The 18,484-nt window shown below is 67.4% G+C and carries 17 protein-coding genes; 5 read left to right on the forward strand and 12 right to left on the reverse strand.

The window, feature by feature from the left end; translation table 11 throughout:
* Positions 1-19: 19 nt before the first annotated feature.
* The 4 genes from tilS to cysS form a co-directional block, all read right to left on the reverse strand.
* A complete protein-coding gene (tilS, locus tag ODI_RS15415; RefSeq protein WP_067754954.1) occupies positions 20-1,030 on the reverse strand; it encodes a tRNA lysidine(34) synthetase TilS in 1,011 nt (336 codons plus the stop codon).
* A gap of 124 nt (positions 1,031-1,154) precedes the next feature.
* Positions 1,155-2,120, reverse strand: a complete 966-nt coding sequence (locus ODI_RS15420; protein ID WP_067754848.1) for an acetyl-CoA carboxylase carboxyltransferase subunit alpha — start codon at positions 2,118-2,120, stop codon at positions 1,155-1,157.
* A 54-nt stretch (positions 2,121-2,174) separates the two neighbouring features.
* Positions 2,175-2,819: a DNA-3-methyladenine glycosylase family protein gene (locus ODI_RS15425; RefSeq protein ID WP_067754844.1), complete on the reverse strand. Its 645-nt coding sequence runs from the start codon at positions 2,817-2,819 to the stop codon at positions 2,175-2,177.
* Positions 2,820-2,853: 34 nt separating this feature from the next.
* On the reverse strand, positions 2,854-4,320 hold the full coding sequence (gene cysS / locus ODI_RS15430; RefSeq protein WP_067754841.1) for a cysteine--tRNA ligase: 1,467 nt from the start codon (positions 4,318-4,320) through the stop codon (positions 2,854-2,856).
* Between the two features lie 258 nt (positions 4,321-4,578).
* On the opposite strand from cysS, the gene ODI_RS15435 reads away from it, so the two are divergent.
* The 3 genes from ODI_RS15435 (at position 4,579) to ODI_RS15445 (ending at position 6,660) form a co-directional block, all read left to right on the forward strand.
* Positions 4,579-5,253 carry a tetratricopeptide repeat protein gene (locus ODI_RS15435; RefSeq protein WP_067754839.1) on the forward strand — a complete coding sequence of 225 codons (675 nt, stop codon included), beginning with the start codon at positions 4,579-4,581 and terminating at the stop codon, positions 5,251-5,253.
* Positions 5,254-5,381: 128 nt separating this feature from the next.
* A complete protein-coding gene (locus tag ODI_RS15440) occupies positions 5,382-5,891 on the forward strand; it encodes a peptidylprolyl isomerase (RefSeq protein ID WP_067754951.1) in 510 nt (169 codons plus the stop codon).
* Positions 5,884-6,660, forward strand: coding sequence for a UDP-2,3-diacylglucosamine diphosphatase (locus tag ODI_RS15445; RefSeq protein WP_067754836.1), 777 nt, complete (start codon positions 5,884-5,886; stop codon positions 6,658-6,660). The genes ODI_RS15440 and ODI_RS15445 overlap by 8 nt, the downstream gene beginning before the upstream one ends.
* A gap of 108 nt (positions 6,661-6,768) precedes the next feature.
* On the opposite strand, the gene ODI_RS15450 is transcribed toward ODI_RS15445, so the two are convergent.
* The 3 genes from ODI_RS15450 to ODI_RS15460 all read right to left on the reverse strand — a co-directional run bounded on the left by ODI_RS15450 (position 6,769) and on the right by ODI_RS15460 (position 10,304).
* Complete coding sequence (locus ODI_RS15450; protein ID WP_067754833.1) at positions 6,769-7,608, reverse strand: undecaprenyl-diphosphate phosphatase; 840 nt, start codon at positions 7,606-7,608, stop codon at positions 6,769-6,771.
* A 99-nt stretch (positions 7,609-7,707) separates the two neighbouring features.
* Positions 7,708-9,303 (reverse strand): TerC family protein, encoded by a 1,596-nt coding sequence (locus ODI_RS15455; protein ID WP_067754948.1) that lies wholly within the window; start codon positions 9,301-9,303, stop codon positions 7,708-7,710.
* 209 nt (positions 9,304-9,512) lie between these two features.
* Complete coding sequence (locus tag ODI_RS15460) at positions 9,513-10,304, reverse strand: inositol monophosphatase family protein (protein ID WP_067754830.1); 792 nt, start codon at positions 10,302-10,304, stop codon at positions 9,513-9,515.
* Positions 10,305-10,403: 99 nt separating this feature from the next.
* Here ODI_RS15460 and ODI_RS15465 point away from each other — a divergent pair, with 99 nt between their 5' ends.
* Positions 10,404-11,177, forward strand: a complete 774-nt coding sequence (locus ODI_RS15465) for an RNA methyltransferase (protein WP_074046809.1) — start codon at positions 10,404-10,406, stop codon at positions 11,175-11,177.
* Between the two features lie 42 nt (positions 11,178-11,219).
* Here the strand turns inward: ODI_RS15465 and ODI_RS15470 are convergent, their stop codons facing one another.
* From ODI_RS15470 to ODI_RS15490, 5 genes are all read right to left on the reverse strand, one after another.
* Positions 11,220-12,089, reverse strand: coding sequence for a mechanosensitive ion channel family protein (locus ODI_RS15470; RefSeq protein WP_067754824.1), 870 nt, complete (start codon positions 12,087-12,089; stop codon positions 11,220-11,222).
* 119 nt (positions 12,090-12,208) lie between these two features.
* Positions 12,209-13,327 (reverse strand): DUF1513 domain-containing protein, encoded by a 1,119-nt coding sequence (locus ODI_RS15475; protein WP_067754822.1) that lies wholly within the window; start codon positions 13,325-13,327, stop codon positions 12,209-12,211.
* A complete protein-coding gene (locus ODI_RS15480) occupies positions 13,317-14,405 on the reverse strand; it encodes an imelysin family protein (RefSeq protein WP_067754819.1) in 1,089 nt (362 codons plus the stop codon). The genes ODI_RS15475 and ODI_RS15480 overlap by 11 nt, the downstream gene beginning before the upstream one ends.
* Before the next feature lie 43 nt (positions 14,406-14,448).
* Complete coding sequence (locus tag ODI_RS15485) at positions 14,449-15,987, reverse strand: di-heme oxidoreductase family protein (RefSeq protein ID WP_082985345.1); 1,539 nt, start codon at positions 15,985-15,987, stop codon at positions 14,449-14,451.
* Positions 15,988-17,286, reverse strand: coding sequence for an imelysin family protein (locus tag ODI_RS15490; RefSeq protein WP_067754816.1), 1,299 nt, complete (start codon positions 17,284-17,286; stop codon positions 15,988-15,990).
* 353 nt (positions 17,287-17,639) lie between these two features.
* Between ODI_RS15490 and ODI_RS15495 the strand changes: the two genes are divergently transcribed.
* The gene (locus ODI_RS15495) at positions 17,640-18,194 is read left to right on the forward strand and encodes an NADPH-dependent FMN reductase (protein WP_067754813.1); all 555 of its coding nucleotides are present in this window, start codon (positions 17,640-17,642) and stop codon (positions 18,192-18,194) included.
* Positions 18,195-18,484: the final 290 nt, after the last annotated feature.

Below are 18,484 nucleotides of genomic sequence, written 5' to 3' on the forward strand. Positions count from 1 at the left end.
GCAGGCAAAGTCGGGTAGTTTAACGTGTTGCGGGCGAACGCCGTCCAGCTCCGCCAGACCGGCCCGCGGGACGGGGCTCCAGCAGCACCCTGCCCTGCACGCAACGCACGCGCGCCTGGGCATGGTCGAACAGCATCTGGCGGTCATGGCCCAGTTGGTGCAGTTGGCGCAGCTGGCGCACCAGCGCCTCCAGGCGCGCCTCGGTGGGCATGCGCAGGCCGTTGCGGTCGAACCAGTGACGCAGCACATGCGCCTGGTGCACCGCATCCAGCTCACGCCAGGCGGCCAGCGAGAAGCTGCTGGCATCTTCCGAGGGGTCCAGCTTGGCGAAGTCGGCGCGGGCCACCTCGTCGAGCAGCACCGACGCCTGCGCCGTCAGGCGGGCATGGCGGGCCAGGATGGCGCGCCAGCCCGGCCAGCGGGTGTCCAGCGAAGGCGCCAGCAAGGTGCGCACGGCCGCGCGGGTGTAGCGCGGGTCGGCATTGCTGGGGTCGGTCGCGGCGCGCCAGCCGGTGGCATCGCCATAGCGGCGCGCGGCGTCGATGATGAGCGCGCGATCGGCCTCCAGCCAGGGGCGGACGTAGCGGATGCCGTTGCGGCGGGTTTCCGCCGCCATGGCCGCCAGGCCCGTGGGGCCGGTGCCGCGCAAGAGGCGCAGCAGCACGGTTTCCGCCTGGTCGCCCAGGTGGTGTGCCAGCAGGATGGTGGTGACGCCCAGCTCGCCCGCCAGCTTCTCCAGCGCGGCATAGCGCGCCTGCCGTGCGGCGGCCTCGGTGCCTTGACCGGCAGTGGTATCCACGACGGTATGCGCCACGCGCACCGGCAGCTTCAGCGCCTGACCGAGCTGCTCGACCTGCTCGGCCCAGAGATCGGCCTGGCCGAAGAGGCCGTGGTGCACGTGGAAAAGGTAGAGAGGGCGATTGCCCGCGGCGTGCGAGGCAAGCACCGCCAGCATCGCGGAGTCCACGCCGCCACTGACGGCGACGGCCCAGGGAGCGTCGCCACTGTCGCGGGCGAAGGCGGCTTCCAGCGCGGTGCGCAGTTGAAGCGTCGGATCGATATCGTTCACGGTCACTCTGTTGCCGCTGGCGGCCTGGCCGGTGTGCTTGGCGCACACGTGGCCCGGCGCGCGCAGCGGCGGGTTCACTGGGCGCTCAGGCCCGGACTTCCTGCACCTTGCCGTAGGCGCGAACGCGCGCGAGGCGATGCGCGATCAATTCGTCGGCGCTCATGTCGCTGAGCTGGCGCAGGGCGTCGGTCAGCGAACGGCGCAGCAGGCGGGCCATGACGCGGGGGTCGCGATGCGCGCCGCCCACGGGCTCGTTCACGATGCGATCGATGAGGCCCAGCTCCTTCAGGCGCGGCGCGGTGATGCCCAGCGCGGCGGCGGCGTCCGGCGCCTTGTCGGCGCTGCGCCAAAGGATGGAGGCGCAGCCCTCGGGAGAGATCACCGAATAGGTGGAGTACTGCAGCATCAGCACGGCGTTGCCCACCGCGATGGCCAGCGCGCCGCCCGAACCGCCTTCACCGATGATGGTGGCGATGAGCGGCACCTTCAGTTCCGCCATGGCGTACAGATTGTGGCCGATGGCCTCGGACTGGCCGCGCTCTTCCGCGCCCACGCCGGGATAGGCGCCCGGCGTGTCGACGAAGGTGAAGACCGGAATGTTGAATTTTTCCGCCAGGCGCATCAGGCGCAGGGCCTTGCGATAGCCCTCGGGACGCGGCATGCCGAAGTTGCGCATGGCACGCTCCTTCGTGTCGCGGCCCTTCTGGTGGCCGATGACCATGCAGGGCTTGCCGTTGAAGCGAGCCAGGCCGCCCACGATGGACTGGTCGTCGGCGAACATGCGGTCGCCGTGCAGCTCGTGGAAGTCCGTGAAGATCTCGCGCACGTAGTCCAGCGTGTAGGGACGCTGGGGGTGGCGGGCAACCAGGGCGGTCTGCCAGGGCGTCAGCTTGGCGTAGATATCCTTGGCCAGCGTCTGGCTCTTTTGCTGCAGCCGGCTGATTTCCTCGGAGATGTCCACGGCGGAATCCGCCTGCACGAACCGGAGTTGCTCGATCTTGTTTTCGAGCTCGGCCATGGGCTGTTCAAATTCGAGAAAGGTATTGCGCATCTCGTGTCGGTTTCCGTTGTCGGGGTAGCAATCGTAGGGGCGGGCGCGCCGCGTTCAGTCTTGCGCGGGCGCCGGATCCAGGCTGCGCCACAGGTACCAGGTCGCGACGGTGCGCCAGGGCTGCCAGGCCTGCGATACCTCGCGCGCCTCGAAGCGCGACACAGGCTCGCCGCTGAAATAGTGTAGCGAGATTGCCTTGAGCAAGCCCGGATCGTCCAGCGGCAGGATGTCCGGCCGCTGCATGTTGAAAATCAGGAAGAGCTCGGCGGTCCAGCGGCCGATGCCGCGGATGGCCGTCAATTCGGTGATCACGGCCTCGTCTTCCATGTCGGCCCAGCTTTCGGGGCGCACGCGCTTGTCGCCGAAATGGGCGGCGAGGTCGAGGATGTAATCGGCCTTGCGCTGCGGCAGGCCCGCGTCGCGCAGGCCCTGCAGGCCGGCCTTGTCGATGGAGGCAGGCGTGGGACGCTTGCCGCAAGCCTGCGTGAAGCGATCCCACAGGGCTTCGGCGGCGGGCACCGACAGCTGCTTGCCGACGATGGCGCGCGCCAGCGTGACGAAAGGCGTGTCGGCCACCGTCAGCCAGACCTCGGCATGCTGCGGGATCAGCTTCTTCAGGATGCGATCGCGCTTCATGAGGTGGGCGACGGCCGCATCCCAGTATTCGGGCTTGGCGGCGGGCGTATCAACGCTGGGCATGTTCTTGTTCTTCAGAAAAGGAAGGCCGGGCCGCTCAGGCGCGGCGCCACTGGGTCGTGCCGCCCGGTTTGTCTTCGAGCTCCACGCCGGCCGCTCGCAGCGCCTCGCGGATGCGGTCGGCCTCGGCGAAATTGCGGGCCTGCTTGGCCGCGGCGCGGGCGGCAATCTGGGCATCGATGGCGTCCGCATCCAGCGTGCCGCCCTCGGATTCGCCCTCCTCGCGGCGGCGATAACGCGTGTCGGACTGCAGGTAAACAGCGGGTTCCTGCTCCAGCAGGCCCAGCACGCCGGCCAGCGCGCGCAACTGCCCGGCAGTCTCGGCATTGCGGGTGCGATTGACCTCGCCCGCCAACTCGAACAGCGCGGCCACGGCGCCGGACGTGTTGAAGTCGTCGTCCATGGCGGCCTTGAAGGCCTGGGCGGCGGGGCTGCGCCAGTCGAGCGTGACGCTGGCGGGGGGAACGTTGCTGAGCGTCTGGTACAGGCGGTCGAGCGCGTTCTGCGCATCGAAGAGATTGTCGGGCGCGTAGTTCAGGCTGCTGCGGTAATGATTGCGCACGATGAAGAATCGCAGCATCTCGGCTTCGCGCGGATTGAACCAGTCATCGCCCTGGGCAGGGTCGTAGCCTTCGACCGCGGCGCCACGGCCGATGGTCTGGCGGATGGTGCGGAAGTTGCCCAGCGACTTGGACATCTTGTCGGCATCCACCATCAGCGGGCCGCAATGCATCCAGATGGACGCCAGCTGGCCGCCATAGGCGCCTTCGGTCTGCGCGATCTCGTTTTCGTGGTGCGGGAACTTCAGGTCGGGACCGCCGCCGTGGATGTCCAGGGGCAGGCCCAGCAGGGCCTTGCTCATGGCCGAGCACTCGATGTGCCAGCCCGGCCGGCCCATGCCATAGGGCGACGTCCACTTGGACTCCTCGGGCTCCTCGGCCTTGGCCGATTTCCACAGCACGAAGTCGAGCGGATCACGCTTGCTGGAACCCACCGCCACGCGCTCGCCGGCGCGCAGGTCGTCCAGGCTCTTGCCGGACAGCTTGCCGTAGCCGGGGAAGGCGCGAACGGCGTAGTTCACATCGCCATCGTCCGCCTGGTACGCCAGGCCCTTGCGCTCGAGCTGGCCGATCAGGTCCAGCATGTCGCCCACGTGCTCGGTCGCGCGCGGCTCGGCCGTCGGCGTCTGCACGCGCAGCGCGCGCTCGTCGGCATGCATGGCGTCGATGAAGAAGGACGTGACCTCGCCCATGCGCTTGCCGGTTTCGACCGCGCGGCGAATGATCTTGTCGTCGATGTCGGTGATGTTGCGCACATAGTCGACGTCGTAGCCGCTGGCACGCAACCAGCGCTGCACCACGTCGAAGCCCACCAGCATGCGGGCATGGCCCAGATGACAGTAGTCATAGACAGTCATGCCGCAGACATACATGCGCACCCGGCCCGGTTCGGCCGTCTTCAACGGTTCCTTGGTGCGCGACAGCGTATTGTGGATGTGCAGCATGGCGAGTCGGGGCGTCGTGTGGGCTGACGTGGAAAGGTCGGGGATCAGGGCTTGCGGCCAGGACCGAGCCAGGCGGCAAGCACGCCGCTGGTGGCTGCGTCAGCGCTTGCTGACGGCCTGTCGCGGACACGCGTCTGGGCCGCGAACCTGAACCGGGGCTAAAATGGCGATCGGCAAGTATAGCAAGCAGGCCACTTTGCGACCCAATCGCGCGTGGCCCGCTGTCCACAGTTCCACTTACTGCAACCGAGACGCCCCATGCCGCGTTCACGCTTTTCCCTGATGCTCGCGCTGCTGGCCAGCCTGGGCACGGGCGCCGCCCTGGCGCAGCCGGTCAACCCCAATGCCCCCCCGCCCGCCGCGGGCTCGCGCGGCGACGAGAAACAACCCGAAGGCGGCTCCGAGACGGTCGCCCGGCTGCTCGAGGCCCTGAAACCCGGCGTCGACACCGAGATTCCGCCCACCCCGTCGGAAATCACCGACAGGATCGAGCGCCTCCTGAACGAAGGCCGCAACGAGGAAGCCTTGCGCGCCATCGCCGAGCGCCAGGCCGAAGAACAGAACCGCCACGTGCCGGGCACCGACGTGCAGCTGCAATTCCAGCATGCGCGCGCGCTGGCGGCGGTGGGCCGCGCCGACGAGGCCCGCGCCATCTACCTTGAAATGACCACGCGCTATCCTGAGCTTCCCGAACCGTGGAACAATCTGGCGGCGCTCTACGTCCAAAGCGGCGATCTCGACCAGGCCCAGAAGGCGCTGGAAATGGCACTGCTCGCCAATCCGGGCTATGCCACGGCCCGCGCCAACCTGGGCGAGATCCAGTTGCTGCTCGCGCAGCGCGCCTTCCAGACCGCGGCCAGCCAGGGCGTCCCCGGCGCCGCCGCGAAGGCGAAAGCCCTCCAGCCCGTGATACAAGGCCCCGACCAGAAATGATCTCCTCCATTCAGAACCGACTGCTGCGCCTGAGCGCCTGCGGCATCGCCATGGCCTGCCTCGCCGCGCCCCTGAGCGCCGGCGCACAGTCCACTCCCTCTTCCTCCTCCACCCAAGGTACCGCATCCATGAGCACCTCCCCCCGCGTCAAACTGCAAACCAGCGCCGGCGACATCGTCATCGAACTGAATGCCGAAAAGGCCCCCAAGTCGGTCGAGAACTTCCTGACCTACGCCAAGGAAGGCTTCTACAACGGCACGGTGTTCCATCGCGTCATCGACGGCTTCATGATCCAGGGCGGCGGCTTCGAACCCGGCCTGAAGCAGAAGCAGACCCACGCCCCCATCGAGAACGAGGCCAACAACGGCCTGAAGAACGACCGCTACACGCTGGCCATGGCCCGCACCAGCGACCCCCACTCGGCCACCGCCCAGTTCTTCATCAACGTCTCGGACAACGACTTCCTGAACTTCTCCGCCCCCACGGCCAACGGCTGGGGCTACGCGGTGTTCGCCAAGGTCGTCGAAGGCACCGAGGTCGTCGACAAGATCAAGGGCGTGAAGACCGGCAACCGCGGCTTCCACCAGAACGTCCCGGCCGAGGACGTGGTCATCGAGAAGGCGGAAGTCCTTGAATAAACTGGCTCTGCCCGGCCGCCTGTGGCTGGCGTCGGACCTGCACCTCAGTCCGCAGACGCCGGCCACGGCCGAAGCCTTCCTGGCGTTCCTGGATGCGGCGGCCCAAGAGGCAGATGCCCTGCTGCTGCCGGGCGACATCTTCGACGCCTGGATCGGCGACGACGTCATCCGCGCGGCGCCGCCCTGGCTGGCATCGGTCGTTGCCGGCCTCGCCCAGGCCGGCGCCCGCATTCCCCTCTGGCTGGGCCGCGGCAACCGCGACTTCCTGATGGGCGCGGAGCTTGCCACGGCGGTGGGCGCGCAACTGCTGCCCGACCAGGTGCTGCTGGAGACCGACTACGGTCGCGTCCTGCTCTCGCACGGGGACGAATACTGTACGGACGACGCGGCCTACCAGCAGTTCCGGACCATGGTCCGGAACCCGCAATGGCAGGCCCAATTCCTGGCGCAGCCCATCCCGCAACGCCTTGCCATGGCCGCCCAGGCCCGCGGCGAAAGCATGTCGGCCAACCAGACCAAGTCGGCCGAGATCATGGACGTGAACCCGCAGGCCGTGCTGACCGCCCTGCGCGACAGCGCTGCGCCCCTGATGGTGCACGGCCACACGCACCGCCCGGCACGCCACGTGCTGGAAGTCGACGGCAAGCGCGCCGAACGCTGGGTGCTGCCCGACTGGGACCTGGATCATGCGCAGCCGCCACGCGGCGGCTGGATGGTGCTGGACCAGGACGGCCCGGTCATCTACGACGTCTCGCCGGAAGCAGACTGACAAGCCTGCCCTGGAAAGTGAAAAAGCCCCGGGCCTGACGGCCGAGGGGCTTTTTTTCCGCCGGGCCGCCCGAAGCTTCTTGGCGGCGCGGGAACAGCCTGACTCAAGTCATCGCAACCACAGCCACAGGGCCACCACGAAGCCCAGGGCGATGCGATACCAGGCGAACACGCGGTAGGTGTGGCGCGCCACGAAGGCCAGCACGGCACGGACGATGAGCAAGGCGCTGAGGAACGCGCCGATGAAGCCCGCCACGATGGCCCAGGCTTCCTGGCTGGTCAGCAGGCCATAGTTCCGATAGGTGTCATAGACCGCGGCGCCCAGCATGGTGGGCATGGCCAGGAAGAACGAGAACTCGGTCGCGGTCTTGCGCTGGATGCCGGCAACCATGCCGCCGATGATGGTGGCGCCGGACCGCGACGTGCCCGGGATCATGGCCAGGCACTGCGCGCAGCCCACGGCCAACGATTGCTTCCAGGTGATCTCTTCCAGCGTGTGGGCGGTGGCACGGTTGCCCGCCCAGGTCTCGCCGCCTTCGCGCGGACGGCGCTCGACCCACAGCATGATGAGGCCGCCCAGCACCAGGGTGATCGCCACCACGGACGGGTGATAGAAGACCGACTTGATGAAGGAAATGAACAGCGCGCCGATGATGGCCGCCGGGAAGAAGGCGATCAGCAGGTTGCGGGTGAACAGCATTTCCTGGCGATCGCCCGTGAGCGTGCCGTGGATCAGCCGGCCCAGGCGCTGGCGGAAGATCCACATGACCGCCAGGATGGCACCGAACTGGATGACCACTTCGAACACCTTGCCCTGGCTGGACTGGAAGTTGATCAGGTCGCCGACCAGGATCAGGTGGCCCGTGCTGGAGATCGGCAGGAATTCGGTCAGCCCCTCGATAATGCCGAGGAAAAAGGCCTTGAGGAGATAGAGGGTGTTGTCGGTCATCAGTCCGGCTTGATTCAAGAAATTCGGGGTTGTCGAGGAAACCGGCAGGGGTGTCCGCAGGGGCGCCTGCCGGCGCCCCCCGCATCAGCCTGCACGGGCTCAGTCGGGCTGCTGGGCCTGCGCCTCGGCGTCCTCGTCGAGCGGCGGCAGGCGATCGACCAGCACCGACGCAATCCGGCGGCCTTCCAGCTTCAGCACCTCGAAGCGGTAACGGTGGTGATGCGCATCGTACTCGCAAGCATCGCCGGGTTGGGGCAACTGGCCGAAACGCTCGAGCAGGTAACCCGCCAGGGTCGTGTATTCCTGGTCTTCGTCCACCAGCCCTTCGGTTTCCAGCACCTGCTCGACATGGTGCAGGTCGGCTGCGCCGTCCACCTTCCAGCGGTTGTCCCCGTCCGGCACGATGTCGGGCGTCTCGTCCTCGTCCGGGAACTCGCCGGCAATGGCCTCGAAGACGTCGATGGGCGTCACCAGGCCCTCGATGGCGCCGAACTCGTCGGCCACCAGGACCAGCTGGCCGCGCGAGCGCTTGAGCGTGTCCATCAGGCGGATGATGTTGGTGGAGTCATGGACGATGATGGGCTCGCGCAGCTTGGCGCGGCTGATGCGGCCATCCGTGATGAGGTCGGCCACCAGGTCCTTGGCGCGGCCCACGCCCACCACCTCGTCCAGCGAGCCGCGGCACACCGGGAAGAAGGTGTGCGGCGACTCGGCCAGGATGCGGCGGATTTCTGCTGGCTCGTCGTCCAGGTTGATCCAGGTGACGTCGATGCGCGGCGTCATGATGGAGTGGATGGTGCGCTCGGCCAGGGTCAGCACGCCGCTGACCATGTTGCGCTCTTCGATGCCGAAAGTCGGCAGGGCCGGGGTTTCGGGCGTGGCCGGTTCGGCCTGGGGCGCGGCGACCTCCTCGGGCGGGCGCTTGCCCAGCATGCGCAGCACCGCTTCGGCGGTACGTTCACGCATGGGGCGCGCCTCCATCTTGACGAGGTTGCGGCGCGCCACCTGGTTGAGCGCCTCGATGACCACCGAGAAGCCGATGGCGGCATACAGGTAGCCCTTGGGCACCTTGAAGCCAAAGCCTTCCGCCACCAGCGAGAAGCCGATCATCAGCAGGAAGCCCAGGCACAGCACCACCACGGTGGGATGCGCGTTGACGAAGCGGGTGAGCGGCTTGGAGGCCAGCAGCATCACCACCATGGCGATGACGACGGCCGCCATCATGACCGGCAGGTGGTCGACCATGCCCACCGCCGTGATGACGGCGTCCAGCGAGAACACGGCGTCCAGCACCACGATCTGGGTGACGATGACCCAGAAGCTGGCATAGACGCGCGGGCCGCCGCCCGTGTCGTGGCGCTTGCCCTCGACGCGTTCGTGCAGCTCCATGGTGCCCTTGAACAGCAGGAAGAAGCCCCCGATCATGAGGATCAGGTCTCGCCCGGAGAACGTGAGCGGCCCGACGGAGAAGAGCGGCGCGGTCAACGTGACCAGCCAGGACATGACCGACAGCAGGCCCAGGCGCATGAAGAGCGCCAGCGACAGGCCGATGATGCGTGCCTTGTCGCGCTGCGCGGGTGGCAGCTTGTCCGCCAGGATGGCGATGAAGATGAGGTTGTCGATCCCCAGTACGATTTCAAGAACGACCAGGGTCAGCAGGCCGACCCACACAGCGGGGTCCAGCAGCAACTCCATCAGGAACTCCAAGAATTTGCGATCGGACATGGTACCCGATTCGCGGCTGCCGTCTGCGACAAAGCGGTGACGGCGGGTTAGCGGGCTCGCAGCCTCGGCCCTTCCAGGCCAACAAGCTTAAAAAAAACCTGAAAAACAAACGCCTCGTCCGGCCCGGACGAGGCGTTGCAAAGCTTTCCGACGCATTTGCGCCGGAGATGTCGACGGGATCAGGCTGCCGGCGGCTGCAGGAATCCCAGGAGCTGCGTGAAGACCTTGGGCGTGCCCGCGACCACGCTGCCGCTGTCGAACCAGGTCTGTTCGCCCTGGAAGTCGCCGATCAGGCCGCCGGCCTCGAGCACCAGCAGGCTGGCCGCGGCCATGTCCCAGGGCTTCAGGCCGATGCCGACGAAGCCGTCCAGGCGGCCAGCGGCCACGTAGGCCATGTCGAGCACGGTGGAACCCGTGCGGCGCATCCCGGCGCAGGTTTCGGCCAGGTCCGAGTAACGGGGCACGGCGGCCGCGTCGGGCACGGCGCCCGGCCAGCGGGCGGCCAGCAGCGCGTCGTGATAGCGGATACGGCCCGAGACGCGCACGCGGCGGTCATTCAGGAAAGCGCCGCCGCCACGGCTGGCGGTGAACATTTCATTGCGGGCCGGATCGTAGATGACCGCCTGGGTCACCTGGCCGCGCTGCACCAGCGCGATGGACACCGCGTAGGTGGGAAAACCGTGGATGAAGTTGGTCGTGCCGTCCAGCGGATCGATGATCCACTGGTCTTCGACCTGGCTGCCGTCGCCGGCTGCGCGCAGGCCCGATTCCTCGCACAGGAAGGCGTGCGAGGGATAGGCGGTGCTCAATATCTCGACGATCGCCTCTTCGGCGGCGCGATCGGCATCCGTGACATAATCCCGCGGTCCCTTGCGGGAGACCTGGATACGATCGATGTCGAGGCTGGCGCGATTGATGATCGCGCCGGCGCGACGGGCCGCCTTGATGGCGGTATTGAGCATGGGATGCATAGAATTCCGTATGGATGCAGTTCTGTTCCAGGCCCGGTTTTCCCTGGGAAAACCACCTTGGACCGGATAGGCGAAAAGCGCCTCAACCCACTATTTTAAATGACTGCAGAATTTTCTCGTCTTCGGACCATCATGACCCACCCCAGCCACCCCGGAAATGTGGGCTCGGCGGCACGGGCGATCAAGACGATGGGCTTCGGAGACCTGGTGCTGGTGGCCCCCCGCCTGCCCGACATCACCACCCATCCGGAAGCCATCGCGCTTTCCAGCGGCGCGGCCGACGTCCTCGAACGCGCGCAGGTGGTCGAGACGCTGGAAGAGGCGCTGGCGCCAGTGACGCTGGCCTTCGCCATGACGGCCCGCCCGCGGGAACTCGGCCCCCCCGTCTGCGACATCCGCCAGGCGGCCGGCCAGGCGCGCCAGCACCTGGCCGACACGCCCCATGGCCGTGTCGCCGTGGTGATGGGCACCGAGAAAAGCGGCCTCACCAACGCCCACATCGCGCTGTGCCATCGCATCTGCCACATTCCGGCCAACCCGGAGTACAGCTCGCTGAACGTGGCGCAGGCCTTGCAATTGGCCGTCTGGGAAATGCGCTATGCCCTGCTCTCGCCCGGGGACGCCACCTGGCGCCCCGCCGCGGCCGACGCCCTGCCTTCGGGCAGCCGCCCCGCGGCCAGCGACAAGGTGCAGGCCCTGCTGACGCATTGGGAAGAGGCCCTGGTGGCCGTGCGCTTCCTGGATCCGCAACACCCGAAGAAACTCATGCCGCGCATGCGCCACCTGCTGGGACGCAGCGCGCTGACGCAGGACGAAGTCGACATGCTGCGCGGCGTCTGCACCGCGATGATCGACACCGCTCGCCGACGCTGATAAGCCAGCGAGCGGGGCTTTTGCCCCGCCGTGTTTTTCCACTCAGGACGTGAGGTCGCCGGACTGCGCCGGAGCCTTCGCGGCGCCAGACGACACCTCCTCATCCTCCACACCACGCACAGGCACCGGCGCCCGCATGCCCGCTGACTCCAGGGCCTTGCGCACCTCATAGCGCAACGAGCAGGTCAGTTCCCAATGCTTGGATGCCTCGGCCCAGACACGGGCCACGACCACGACGCCATTGTCCCGGTACTCGGTTACCAGCACGGCGGGCGCAGGATCCTGCAAGACCAGCGGATGCTTCGCCACCAACGCCTTCAACGTATTGATTGCCAAATCGATGTCGTCGCCATAGCGCACCACAGACGCCACATCCAGGCGGCGGCGCACATGGCGACTGTAGTTGATGATGGTGGCGTTCCACACAGTGCTGTTCGGCAGGGAGATGTTGATGCCGTCGGCCTGGGTCAGGCGAGTCAGGAACAATCCGACCTCTTGCACCGTGCCTTCCTGACTACTGCCGATGGCAATGTACTCACCCGCGCGCAAGGGGCGCAGCGCCAGCAGCATGATGCCGGCCGAGATGTTCTGCAGCGTGCCCTGCAAGGCCAGGCCGATGGCCAGGCCGGCGGCGCCCAGCACCGCGATCAGGCTGGCCGTCTGCACGCCGAAGCGCGCCAGCACGGCGATCAGGGTGAAGATGCGGATCGCCCAGACAGCCACCGACCGGACCATCGGCACGATGGTGGGGTCGATGCGGGGCGACCTCGATGCCGCCTTGCCCACGGCGCGTCCGACGGCGGCGGACACCCACCACCCGACGATGAGAATGATGGTCGCGGCCAGCAGGTTCGATCCCCACGCAATCGCCAACGGGGTCCAGGCATTCACGTCTTTCAGCAACTCATCCACGAGTCCACTCCTTGCTACGAATACGATGTACCGGGCGGCGGCCCGGCGGATGACCGGGCGAATGTATCAGAAGCCGGGCGCAAAACCCTTGTCCAAGCGTATCCGAGGCGGAACGCCGCTCAGGCCTTGTCCAGGCTCAAGTGCCGCAGATGGTTGTCCCAGGCCAGGCTGCGGGAGGGCGCCAGCACCGGCTTGCGGTCGCGGCCCGGCCCCGTGCGCAACAGATCGCCGTGGCCGCTGCTGAGCAGGAAACCGCCGATGCCGTCCTGGGCCGCGCCGCAGCCGTCGGGCAGCAGCGTCTCGCCCAGTTGCCGCCCGGTGGCGGCGTCCCAATACAGCACCCTGCCGCCGACAGGGCTGGACGTGGCCATGATCGTCCCGCTGGCATCCGCGGCCACGGTGCCCACATAGTTCTCCATGCCGCGCAAGCCTTGCGGATCCCCCTCGAACAGCTCGGGCGCCCTGCCGCGCCGGTGCCGCCCGACCAGCGCCGGCCGCTCGGCCGCGGGACCGACGTATTGGCAGCCGAACCACACCGCGCCATCGCCCGCCAGCGCCAGGTGCCGCAGGGAGAGCTGGTGCAAGGCCGGCTCGAGCTCGGCCTTCCCGACGATCTCCCCGTGGGCCGTGTCCAGATAGGCCAGCGAGGGCCGCATGTCGGCCAGATTGAGTTCCAGCTTGCCGTAGTCGGGATGCGTCAGGATGCCGCCATTGGCCAGGCACAGCGTGCGGCCGTCGGGCATCAGGATGATCTCGTGGGCGCCGATGCCGCCGCCATCGAATTCGCCCAGGCGGCGCCACTGCCCGCCAGGACTCGCGTCATAGACGCCCACGACGCTGCGCCCGCCTTCGTAGTCGTTCTCGGTGGAAAACAGGCGGCTGCCGTCGGGCGAGAACACGCCATGGCCGAAGAAGTGCCGCCCTTCGGGCAAGGGCAAGGACCGGGGCGCCTGGCGCCCGCGCAGGTCGAAGGCCAGCGCATAGAAACCCGGCTGCCGCCCGAAGATCACGGCGCGCCCACGCGCCGCGTCGATGGCGAAACTATGGCCGCGCTCGGGAAGCGCCACGGCGTGCGCGTCGCGGCCCATTGCATCCAGCAGCACGGCCTCGTATTGGCCGTCGCGCCGGCGCGAGGTCACGTAATGGTGAGCCACGGCGCTTTCGGGGCGGGCCCGGACCTGGCCCGGCAGACCCAGCATGGCGCCAGCCTTCAGGAGCTGCCTGCGGTCAATCGCCATCGAGCGCGTTGAAACCGATGGTCACCCCCAGTTGCGGCGCGAGGTCCTGGTCCAGCAGGTCCTTGGCGTTCTTCAGCAGCAGCGTGGCCAGGGTCAGTTGCCGGCGTCCTTCCGGGTCCTGCAGGAGATCGCGCACCGGCGCCTTCAGGCTGCCCAGCACGTCCCGCAGTTGCACCAGCTCGCGCCTCAGCCCCTCGACCCGCCATGCCTCCTCGGCAGGCAACGCCCAGCCCGCGGCGTCGTGGAAGCGCAGCATGCTTGCCACCGAGGCCGCCAGGGCGGGCGCCGTCAGGCCGCTGCGCCAATAGGGCGCGCGACGCGCACGGCTGTCCTGGTAGGGCTCCGCCAGCACCGGCACCAGCTTCACGTCGCGTGCGAACTGCAGGCCCGTGGACAAGGCCTTGATGGCCTCGGCCGCCACTTCCCTCGGCGTGCGATACAGCGGATTGTCGGCCGCCGGCCGGGAAAACTGCCTGGCGTACTCGCCCTGCGCCGACCAGGCTTGCGCCAGGGCGCCGGTCTGCAGCGCCAGCGCGCCCGCGGCGGCCTGCGCATAGGCGCAGTCAGGCGCTTCGGCCCTGCCCTGCCTAGCGGCTTCCAGCACGCCGCCATCGCGATACAGCAGGAACTCCAGCGCGGGCAGGCCCTGCTGCGCCACGCTGCGCGCGGACAGCGCCTGCGCATCCAGCGCCGTCACGGCCGGGTCCGCCAGCAAGCCCTGCACCTGGCGCGACATGACGCCGCGCGGGTCGGGCCAGAACGCGATGCGCTCGTAGCGATTGCCTTCGACCAGGGGGCCGAAGCGCAGGAACTCGACACCCGACCAGGCCAGCACGACGGACCGGAAGCGCGCCTGTACCGACTCTGCCGCCTTCGCCGCCGGCTGCTTGCACAGGGCATCCAAGGCCTGCGCCAGCGCGCGGGCATCGGCATCCAGGCGTTGCGTGGCGGGTGCGGCATACGTCGTGACGAGCCGCTGCCCCAAGTCCGCGGGGACCGCATCCTGCTGGGCCGCCGACGCCGCGCCGGCACCGGAGAGACTCATCACCAGCAAGACCAGGGAAAGACTACGCCGCATGCTCACTCCTTCCTTCACGACAACACATCCACGGAAACCATGACTACAGCGACTCCAGGAACCGGATCAGGTCCGCGCGTTCGTCCGGCGTCATCTTCACCACGCGATCACGCGCCGCCTGCGCTTCGCCGCCGTGCCACAGCACGGCCTCCAGCAGCGTGCGCGCGCGGCCATCGTGCAGCCAGCCTGCCGCCGGGTTCACCATGCGCGTCAAGCCTATGCCCCATAGCGGTGGCGTGCGCCACTCGCGGCCATCCGCCGCGCCTTCCCCCTGGTGATCCGCCAGGCCTTCGCCCATGTCGTGCAGCAGCAGGTCGGTATAGGGCCAGATCAGCTGGAAACGGTGCTCCGGGCGCTCCGCGTCGCGGCGCGTGACGTACTTGGGCACGTGGCAGGCCACGCAATTGCTTTCATAGAACAGCTTCTTGCCGGCCAGCACGCGCGCATCATCGGCATCGCGGCGCTGGGGCACGCCCAGGTTGCTGGAATAGATATCGACGAAATCCAGCAGTTCGCCCGGCACCTCGTGCTCGCCCAGATGGGCTTGGGCGCCGTGCGGCATGGCGCGGCAATCCGCCTGGGCCTGGGTGCAATCGCCATAATGATCAGGCACCAGCGGCGTGGACAGCCCCATGTCGTGGGAGAACGCCACCGCGCTTTGCTGCATGACGGTGGGCTGGCCGGCCTTCCAGTTGAAGCGGCCCAGCACCTGCCGGCCCGTCTTCAGGTCCTTCACCCAATTGGCCCGTCCCGACACGCCGTCGCCGCGATTCGCGGCCACGTTCGCCAGGATGTCGTCTTCGTGGATGGCGCCCAGCAGGCCCAGCCCGATCATGGGCGGCGCCATGCGCGGCGACAGGCCCGTCTGCGGATGCAGCGGCCCATACGCCAGGTCGGTCACGCTGTATGCCGGGCGCATCAGCGTCACGCTTTCGCCGCCGTTCAGCGCCACCTCGATGGGGGTGTAGCGGATGGCGATGCTACCCTCGGCCGGCAGGCCGGGCACGGCCAGGGTCTGCAGCTGATGGCCATAGACCGGGTCGGGCAGCGAGGCCAGTTCATTCACGCCGGGACCGGTGCGCGTGGTCGTCGAGCTGGGAATGGACAGGCGCAGCAGCAGGCCGACGGTGTCGCTGCGTTCAGGCGTGGAGAAGGCCGGCGCGGTGCCGCGGCCGTCCTTCACATGACAGGCCTGACAGGACCGCGCATTGAACAGCGGCCCCAGGCCGTCCGACGCCTGCGTCGACGACGGCGAGGACACCCAGTCCTTGCGGAACAGGCCATTGCCGATCAGGAAGGCCTGGCGCCCTTCGAAATCCAGGTTGCCCGCCGGATGGGAAAAGATGTCCGGATTGAGCAGCTTGTTGTTGATGGTGCCCGCCCCCGCCTGCATGACCTCGAAGCGCTCGGGCGCCGAGAAGTCCTTGGCGGGTGCGGTGACCGTGCGCACGCGCGCACGGTCCGCCTTGCTGAGATCGGCGCGCTCGGCGCCGGCGCTCGTCCCGGTCCACAGCAGGCCCGCAAGCAGCAGGCCTGCCACCCGCGCGGACGCGGGCGAGCGAAAACGGCTGGATTGCGGCATTTACTCGAACACGGCAGACGGGTTGTCCAGGCTGTCGGAGCCCTCCAGCTCGATGTCGCCCAGGTCCAGCTTGGCGATGACGCGCTCGATGCTGCGGGTCTGCTCGACCAGCGCGTCGATGGCGGCCTGCACCGTGGCATTGCCCTCGGCATTGCCCTGGGCAATCATCTGGTCATAGGTCTCGACCGTCTCGGCGCGGGTCTTCATGGCCTGCATGGCGCGGCGCGTGGCTTCCAGCTTGCCGCGCATTTCCTTGTCCAGCGCCGGATCGGCCGCCTTCACCAGTTCGGACAGGCTTGCGCCCTTCACTTCCTTGCCATCGACACGCTTGTAGCGGCCTTCGTACACGTTGATCATGCCGATCTGGTTGTAGAAGTGCGAGTTGTGCGTGTTGTCCGAGAAGCAGTCGTGCTCTTCCTCGGGGTCGTTCAGCATCAGGCCGAGCTTCATGCGCTCGCCGGCCAGCTCGCCATAGGACAGGCTGCCCAGGCCGGTCAGCATGGCCACCAGGCCCGCCTTGGGATCCGGCTCGACGCCCTTGCGGGCCTCGCCGTTCTTCTGCCATGCGGCCACGATGTCCTTCAGGTCGGACAGCAGCAGCGAACTCACGGCCTTCAGGAACTCGGCGCGGCGCTCGCAGTTGCCGCCGGTGCACTGCTTGGCATCGAAATCGGTGTAGGGACGATTGCCCGCGTGACGCTCCTGCGGCGTGCCCTTGCGGTCCTTGGGCGCCGGGCCCGTGCCGTTCAGGTCCTGGCCCCACAGCAGGAATTCGATGGCGTGGTAACCCGTCGCCACGTTGGCCTCATTGCCATCGGCTTCATGCAGGGTCTCGCGCAGCAGTTCAGGGGTGATGCGGCTGGCGTCGATCTGCTTGCCGCCCACCGAGATCTTCGGGTTCGCGATGACGTTCACGACGTAATAGGCGTTGGCGTCGGACTCCTTGCCATACGAGGCATCGACGTAGTCGATCATGCCTTCGTCCAGCGGCCAGGCATTGACCTTGCCTTCCCAGTCATCGACCACCGGGTTGCCGAAACGGAAGGCTTCGCTTTGCTGGTAGGGCACGCGCGCGGCCAGCCAGGCGCGGCGCGCCTCGGTCAGCGTGGTTTCGCTGGGCTTGGCGATCAGGGCGTCGATGGCCTTGTCCAGCGTCTGCGCGGTGGACAAGGCGTCTTCATAGGTGGCCAGCGCAATGTCCGCATAGGTGGTGACGACCGCTTTGGGTGCGGGGGCCGACATGGCTGGCGTCGCGGCCAGCATGGCAGCCAGGGCGGCGGCGAGGACGGTATTGCGCATGGGACTTTCTCCTGTCGTGACGGAATGGCCGTGGCGGCTGTCGGCGATAGGCATCACGCCCGGCGTCCACGCAGTGCACGCTCCCCTCCCCGCAGCCGGATGGTCGCGCCTTGTGGTTTCGAAACCGGGGCGCCTTGATCGGGCGTAATTGTAAACAGTTTTCGTTTTCTTTTTCAGCTGCAAGTCAGTTGCCGTTTTTGCGCGAGCGCAAACAGGCGGCCACGGTCACGCGGCCAGACATGAATGGTTTTGTCATCCCTGAAGGCCGTGCCACGCTCTACACTCGGTTGACCGTCGCCGCGTGCCTGGCGTGGCGGCGCGCTCCCCCTTCACCCAGCAAGAGGAAGAAACGCATGAGCAACCATAGCATCGCCGTCCTGGTCGGCAGCCTGCGCGCCGACTCGTCCAACAAGAAGCTCGCCCGCGCGATCGAACGACTCGCGCCCAAGGACGTCTCCTTCCAGTACGCGGACATCGGCGCCCTTCCCCTCTACAACCAGGATGACGAGCAACCTTTGCCTGAGCCCGTGGCCGACTTCAAGGCGCTGGTCAACGCCGCCCACGGCGTGCTGTTCGTCACGCCCGAATACAACCGCTCCATTCCGGGCGTGTTGAAGAACGCCATCGACTGGGGCTCTCGTCCTTACGGCAAGAGCTCCTGGGCTGGCAGGCCCTCGGCGGTGATCGGCACTTCGCCCGGCGCCACCGGCACGGCCATGGCCCAACAGCACCTGCGCAATATCCTGGCAGGCCAGGGCTCCCCTACGTTGACCACGCCGGAAGCCTTCCTGCAATTCAAGGAAGACCTCATCGATGACCAGCATGCCTTCACCAATGCCGGTACGCGCGATTTCGTCCAAGGCTGGCTGAACCGCTACCTGGAATGGGTGCGGAAGTTGTCCGCTTGATGTCCACGTCGTCGCCGACAGGCTTGTCCACAGCGACTGTGGAAAAGCCTATGGACAGCCTTTGGGCAGCCCGGAAATCCCCTTATGCGACAAGTATTTGAAACCTGCGGTCAAAAACGGCTCATCGCCGCTTTTTGACCGCCTTTCTCCCTGGTTCCGGCACTTTTCCCCAGCCGTCGTCCCAATGGACGGGATTATCCTCGGATGAAACCCTCCCTTGCGGGAAATGCTAGGGTTATCCCTGAAAAATGTGGACAACCCTTTGGACATGTTCAGAGCAGTTGTCATTT

Origin of the sequence: Orrella dioscoreae (assembly GCF_900089455.2) — a bacterium.
GTDB lineage: Bacteria > Pseudomonadota > Gammaproteobacteria > Burkholderiales > Burkholderiaceae_B > Orrella > Orrella dioscoreae.

Excerpts from the sequence above, each read along its gene's own strand:
- ODI_RS15480 (WP_067754819.1), bottom strand. The coding sequence starts at position 14,405 with ATGCGGCGTAGTCTTTCCCTGGTCTTGCTGGTGATGAGTCTCTCCGGT.
- ODI_RS15490 (WP_067754816.1), bottom strand. The coding sequence starts at position 17,286 with ATGCGCAATACCGTCCTCGCCGCCGCCCTGGCTGCCATGCTGGCCGCG.
- ODI_RS15465 (WP_074046809.1), top strand. The coding sequence starts at position 10,404 with ATGACTGCAGAATTTTCTCGTCTTCGGACCATCATGACCCACCCCAGC.
- ODI_RS15460 (WP_067754830.1), bottom strand. The coding sequence starts at position 10,304 with ATGCATCCCATGCTCAATACCGCCATCAAGGCGGCCCGTCGCGCCGGC.
- ODI_RS15435 (WP_067754839.1), top strand. The coding sequence starts at position 4,579 with ATGCCGCGTTCACGCTTTTCCCTGATGCTCGCGCTGCTGGCCAGCCTG.
- ODI_RS15420 (WP_067754848.1), bottom strand. The coding sequence starts at position 2,120 with ATGCGCAATACCTTTCTCGAATTTGAACAGCCCATGGCCGAGCTCGAA.
- cysS (WP_067754841.1), bottom strand. The coding sequence starts at position 4,320 with ATGCTGCACATCCACAATACGCTGTCGCGCACCAAGGAACCGTTGAAG.
- ODI_RS15485 (WP_082985345.1), bottom strand. The coding sequence starts at position 15,987 with ATGCCGCAATCCAGCCGTTTTCGCTCGCCCGCGTCCGCGCGGGTGGCA.
- ODI_RS15495 (WP_067754813.1), top strand. The coding sequence starts at position 17,640 with ATGAGCAACCATAGCATCGCCGTCCTGGTCGGCAGCCTGCGCGCCGAC.
- ODI_RS15425 (WP_067754844.1), bottom strand. The coding sequence starts at position 2,819 with ATGCCCAGCGTTGATACGCCCGCCGCCAAGCCCGAATACTGGGATGCG.
- ODI_RS15475 (WP_067754822.1), bottom strand. The coding sequence starts at position 13,327 with ATGGCGATTGACCGCAGGCAGCTCCTGAAGGCTGGCGCCATGCTGGGT.
- ODI_RS15440 (WP_067754951.1), top strand. The coding sequence starts at position 5,382 with ATGAGCACCTCCCCCCGCGTCAAACTGCAAACCAGCGCCGGCGACATC.
- ODI_RS15455 (WP_067754948.1), bottom strand. The coding sequence starts at position 9,303 with ATGGAGTTGCTGCTGGACCCCGCTGTGTGGGTCGGCCTGCTGACCCTG.
- ODI_RS15450 (WP_067754833.1), bottom strand. The coding sequence starts at position 7,608 with ATGACCGACAACACCCTCTATCTCCTCAAGGCCTTTTTCCTCGGCATT.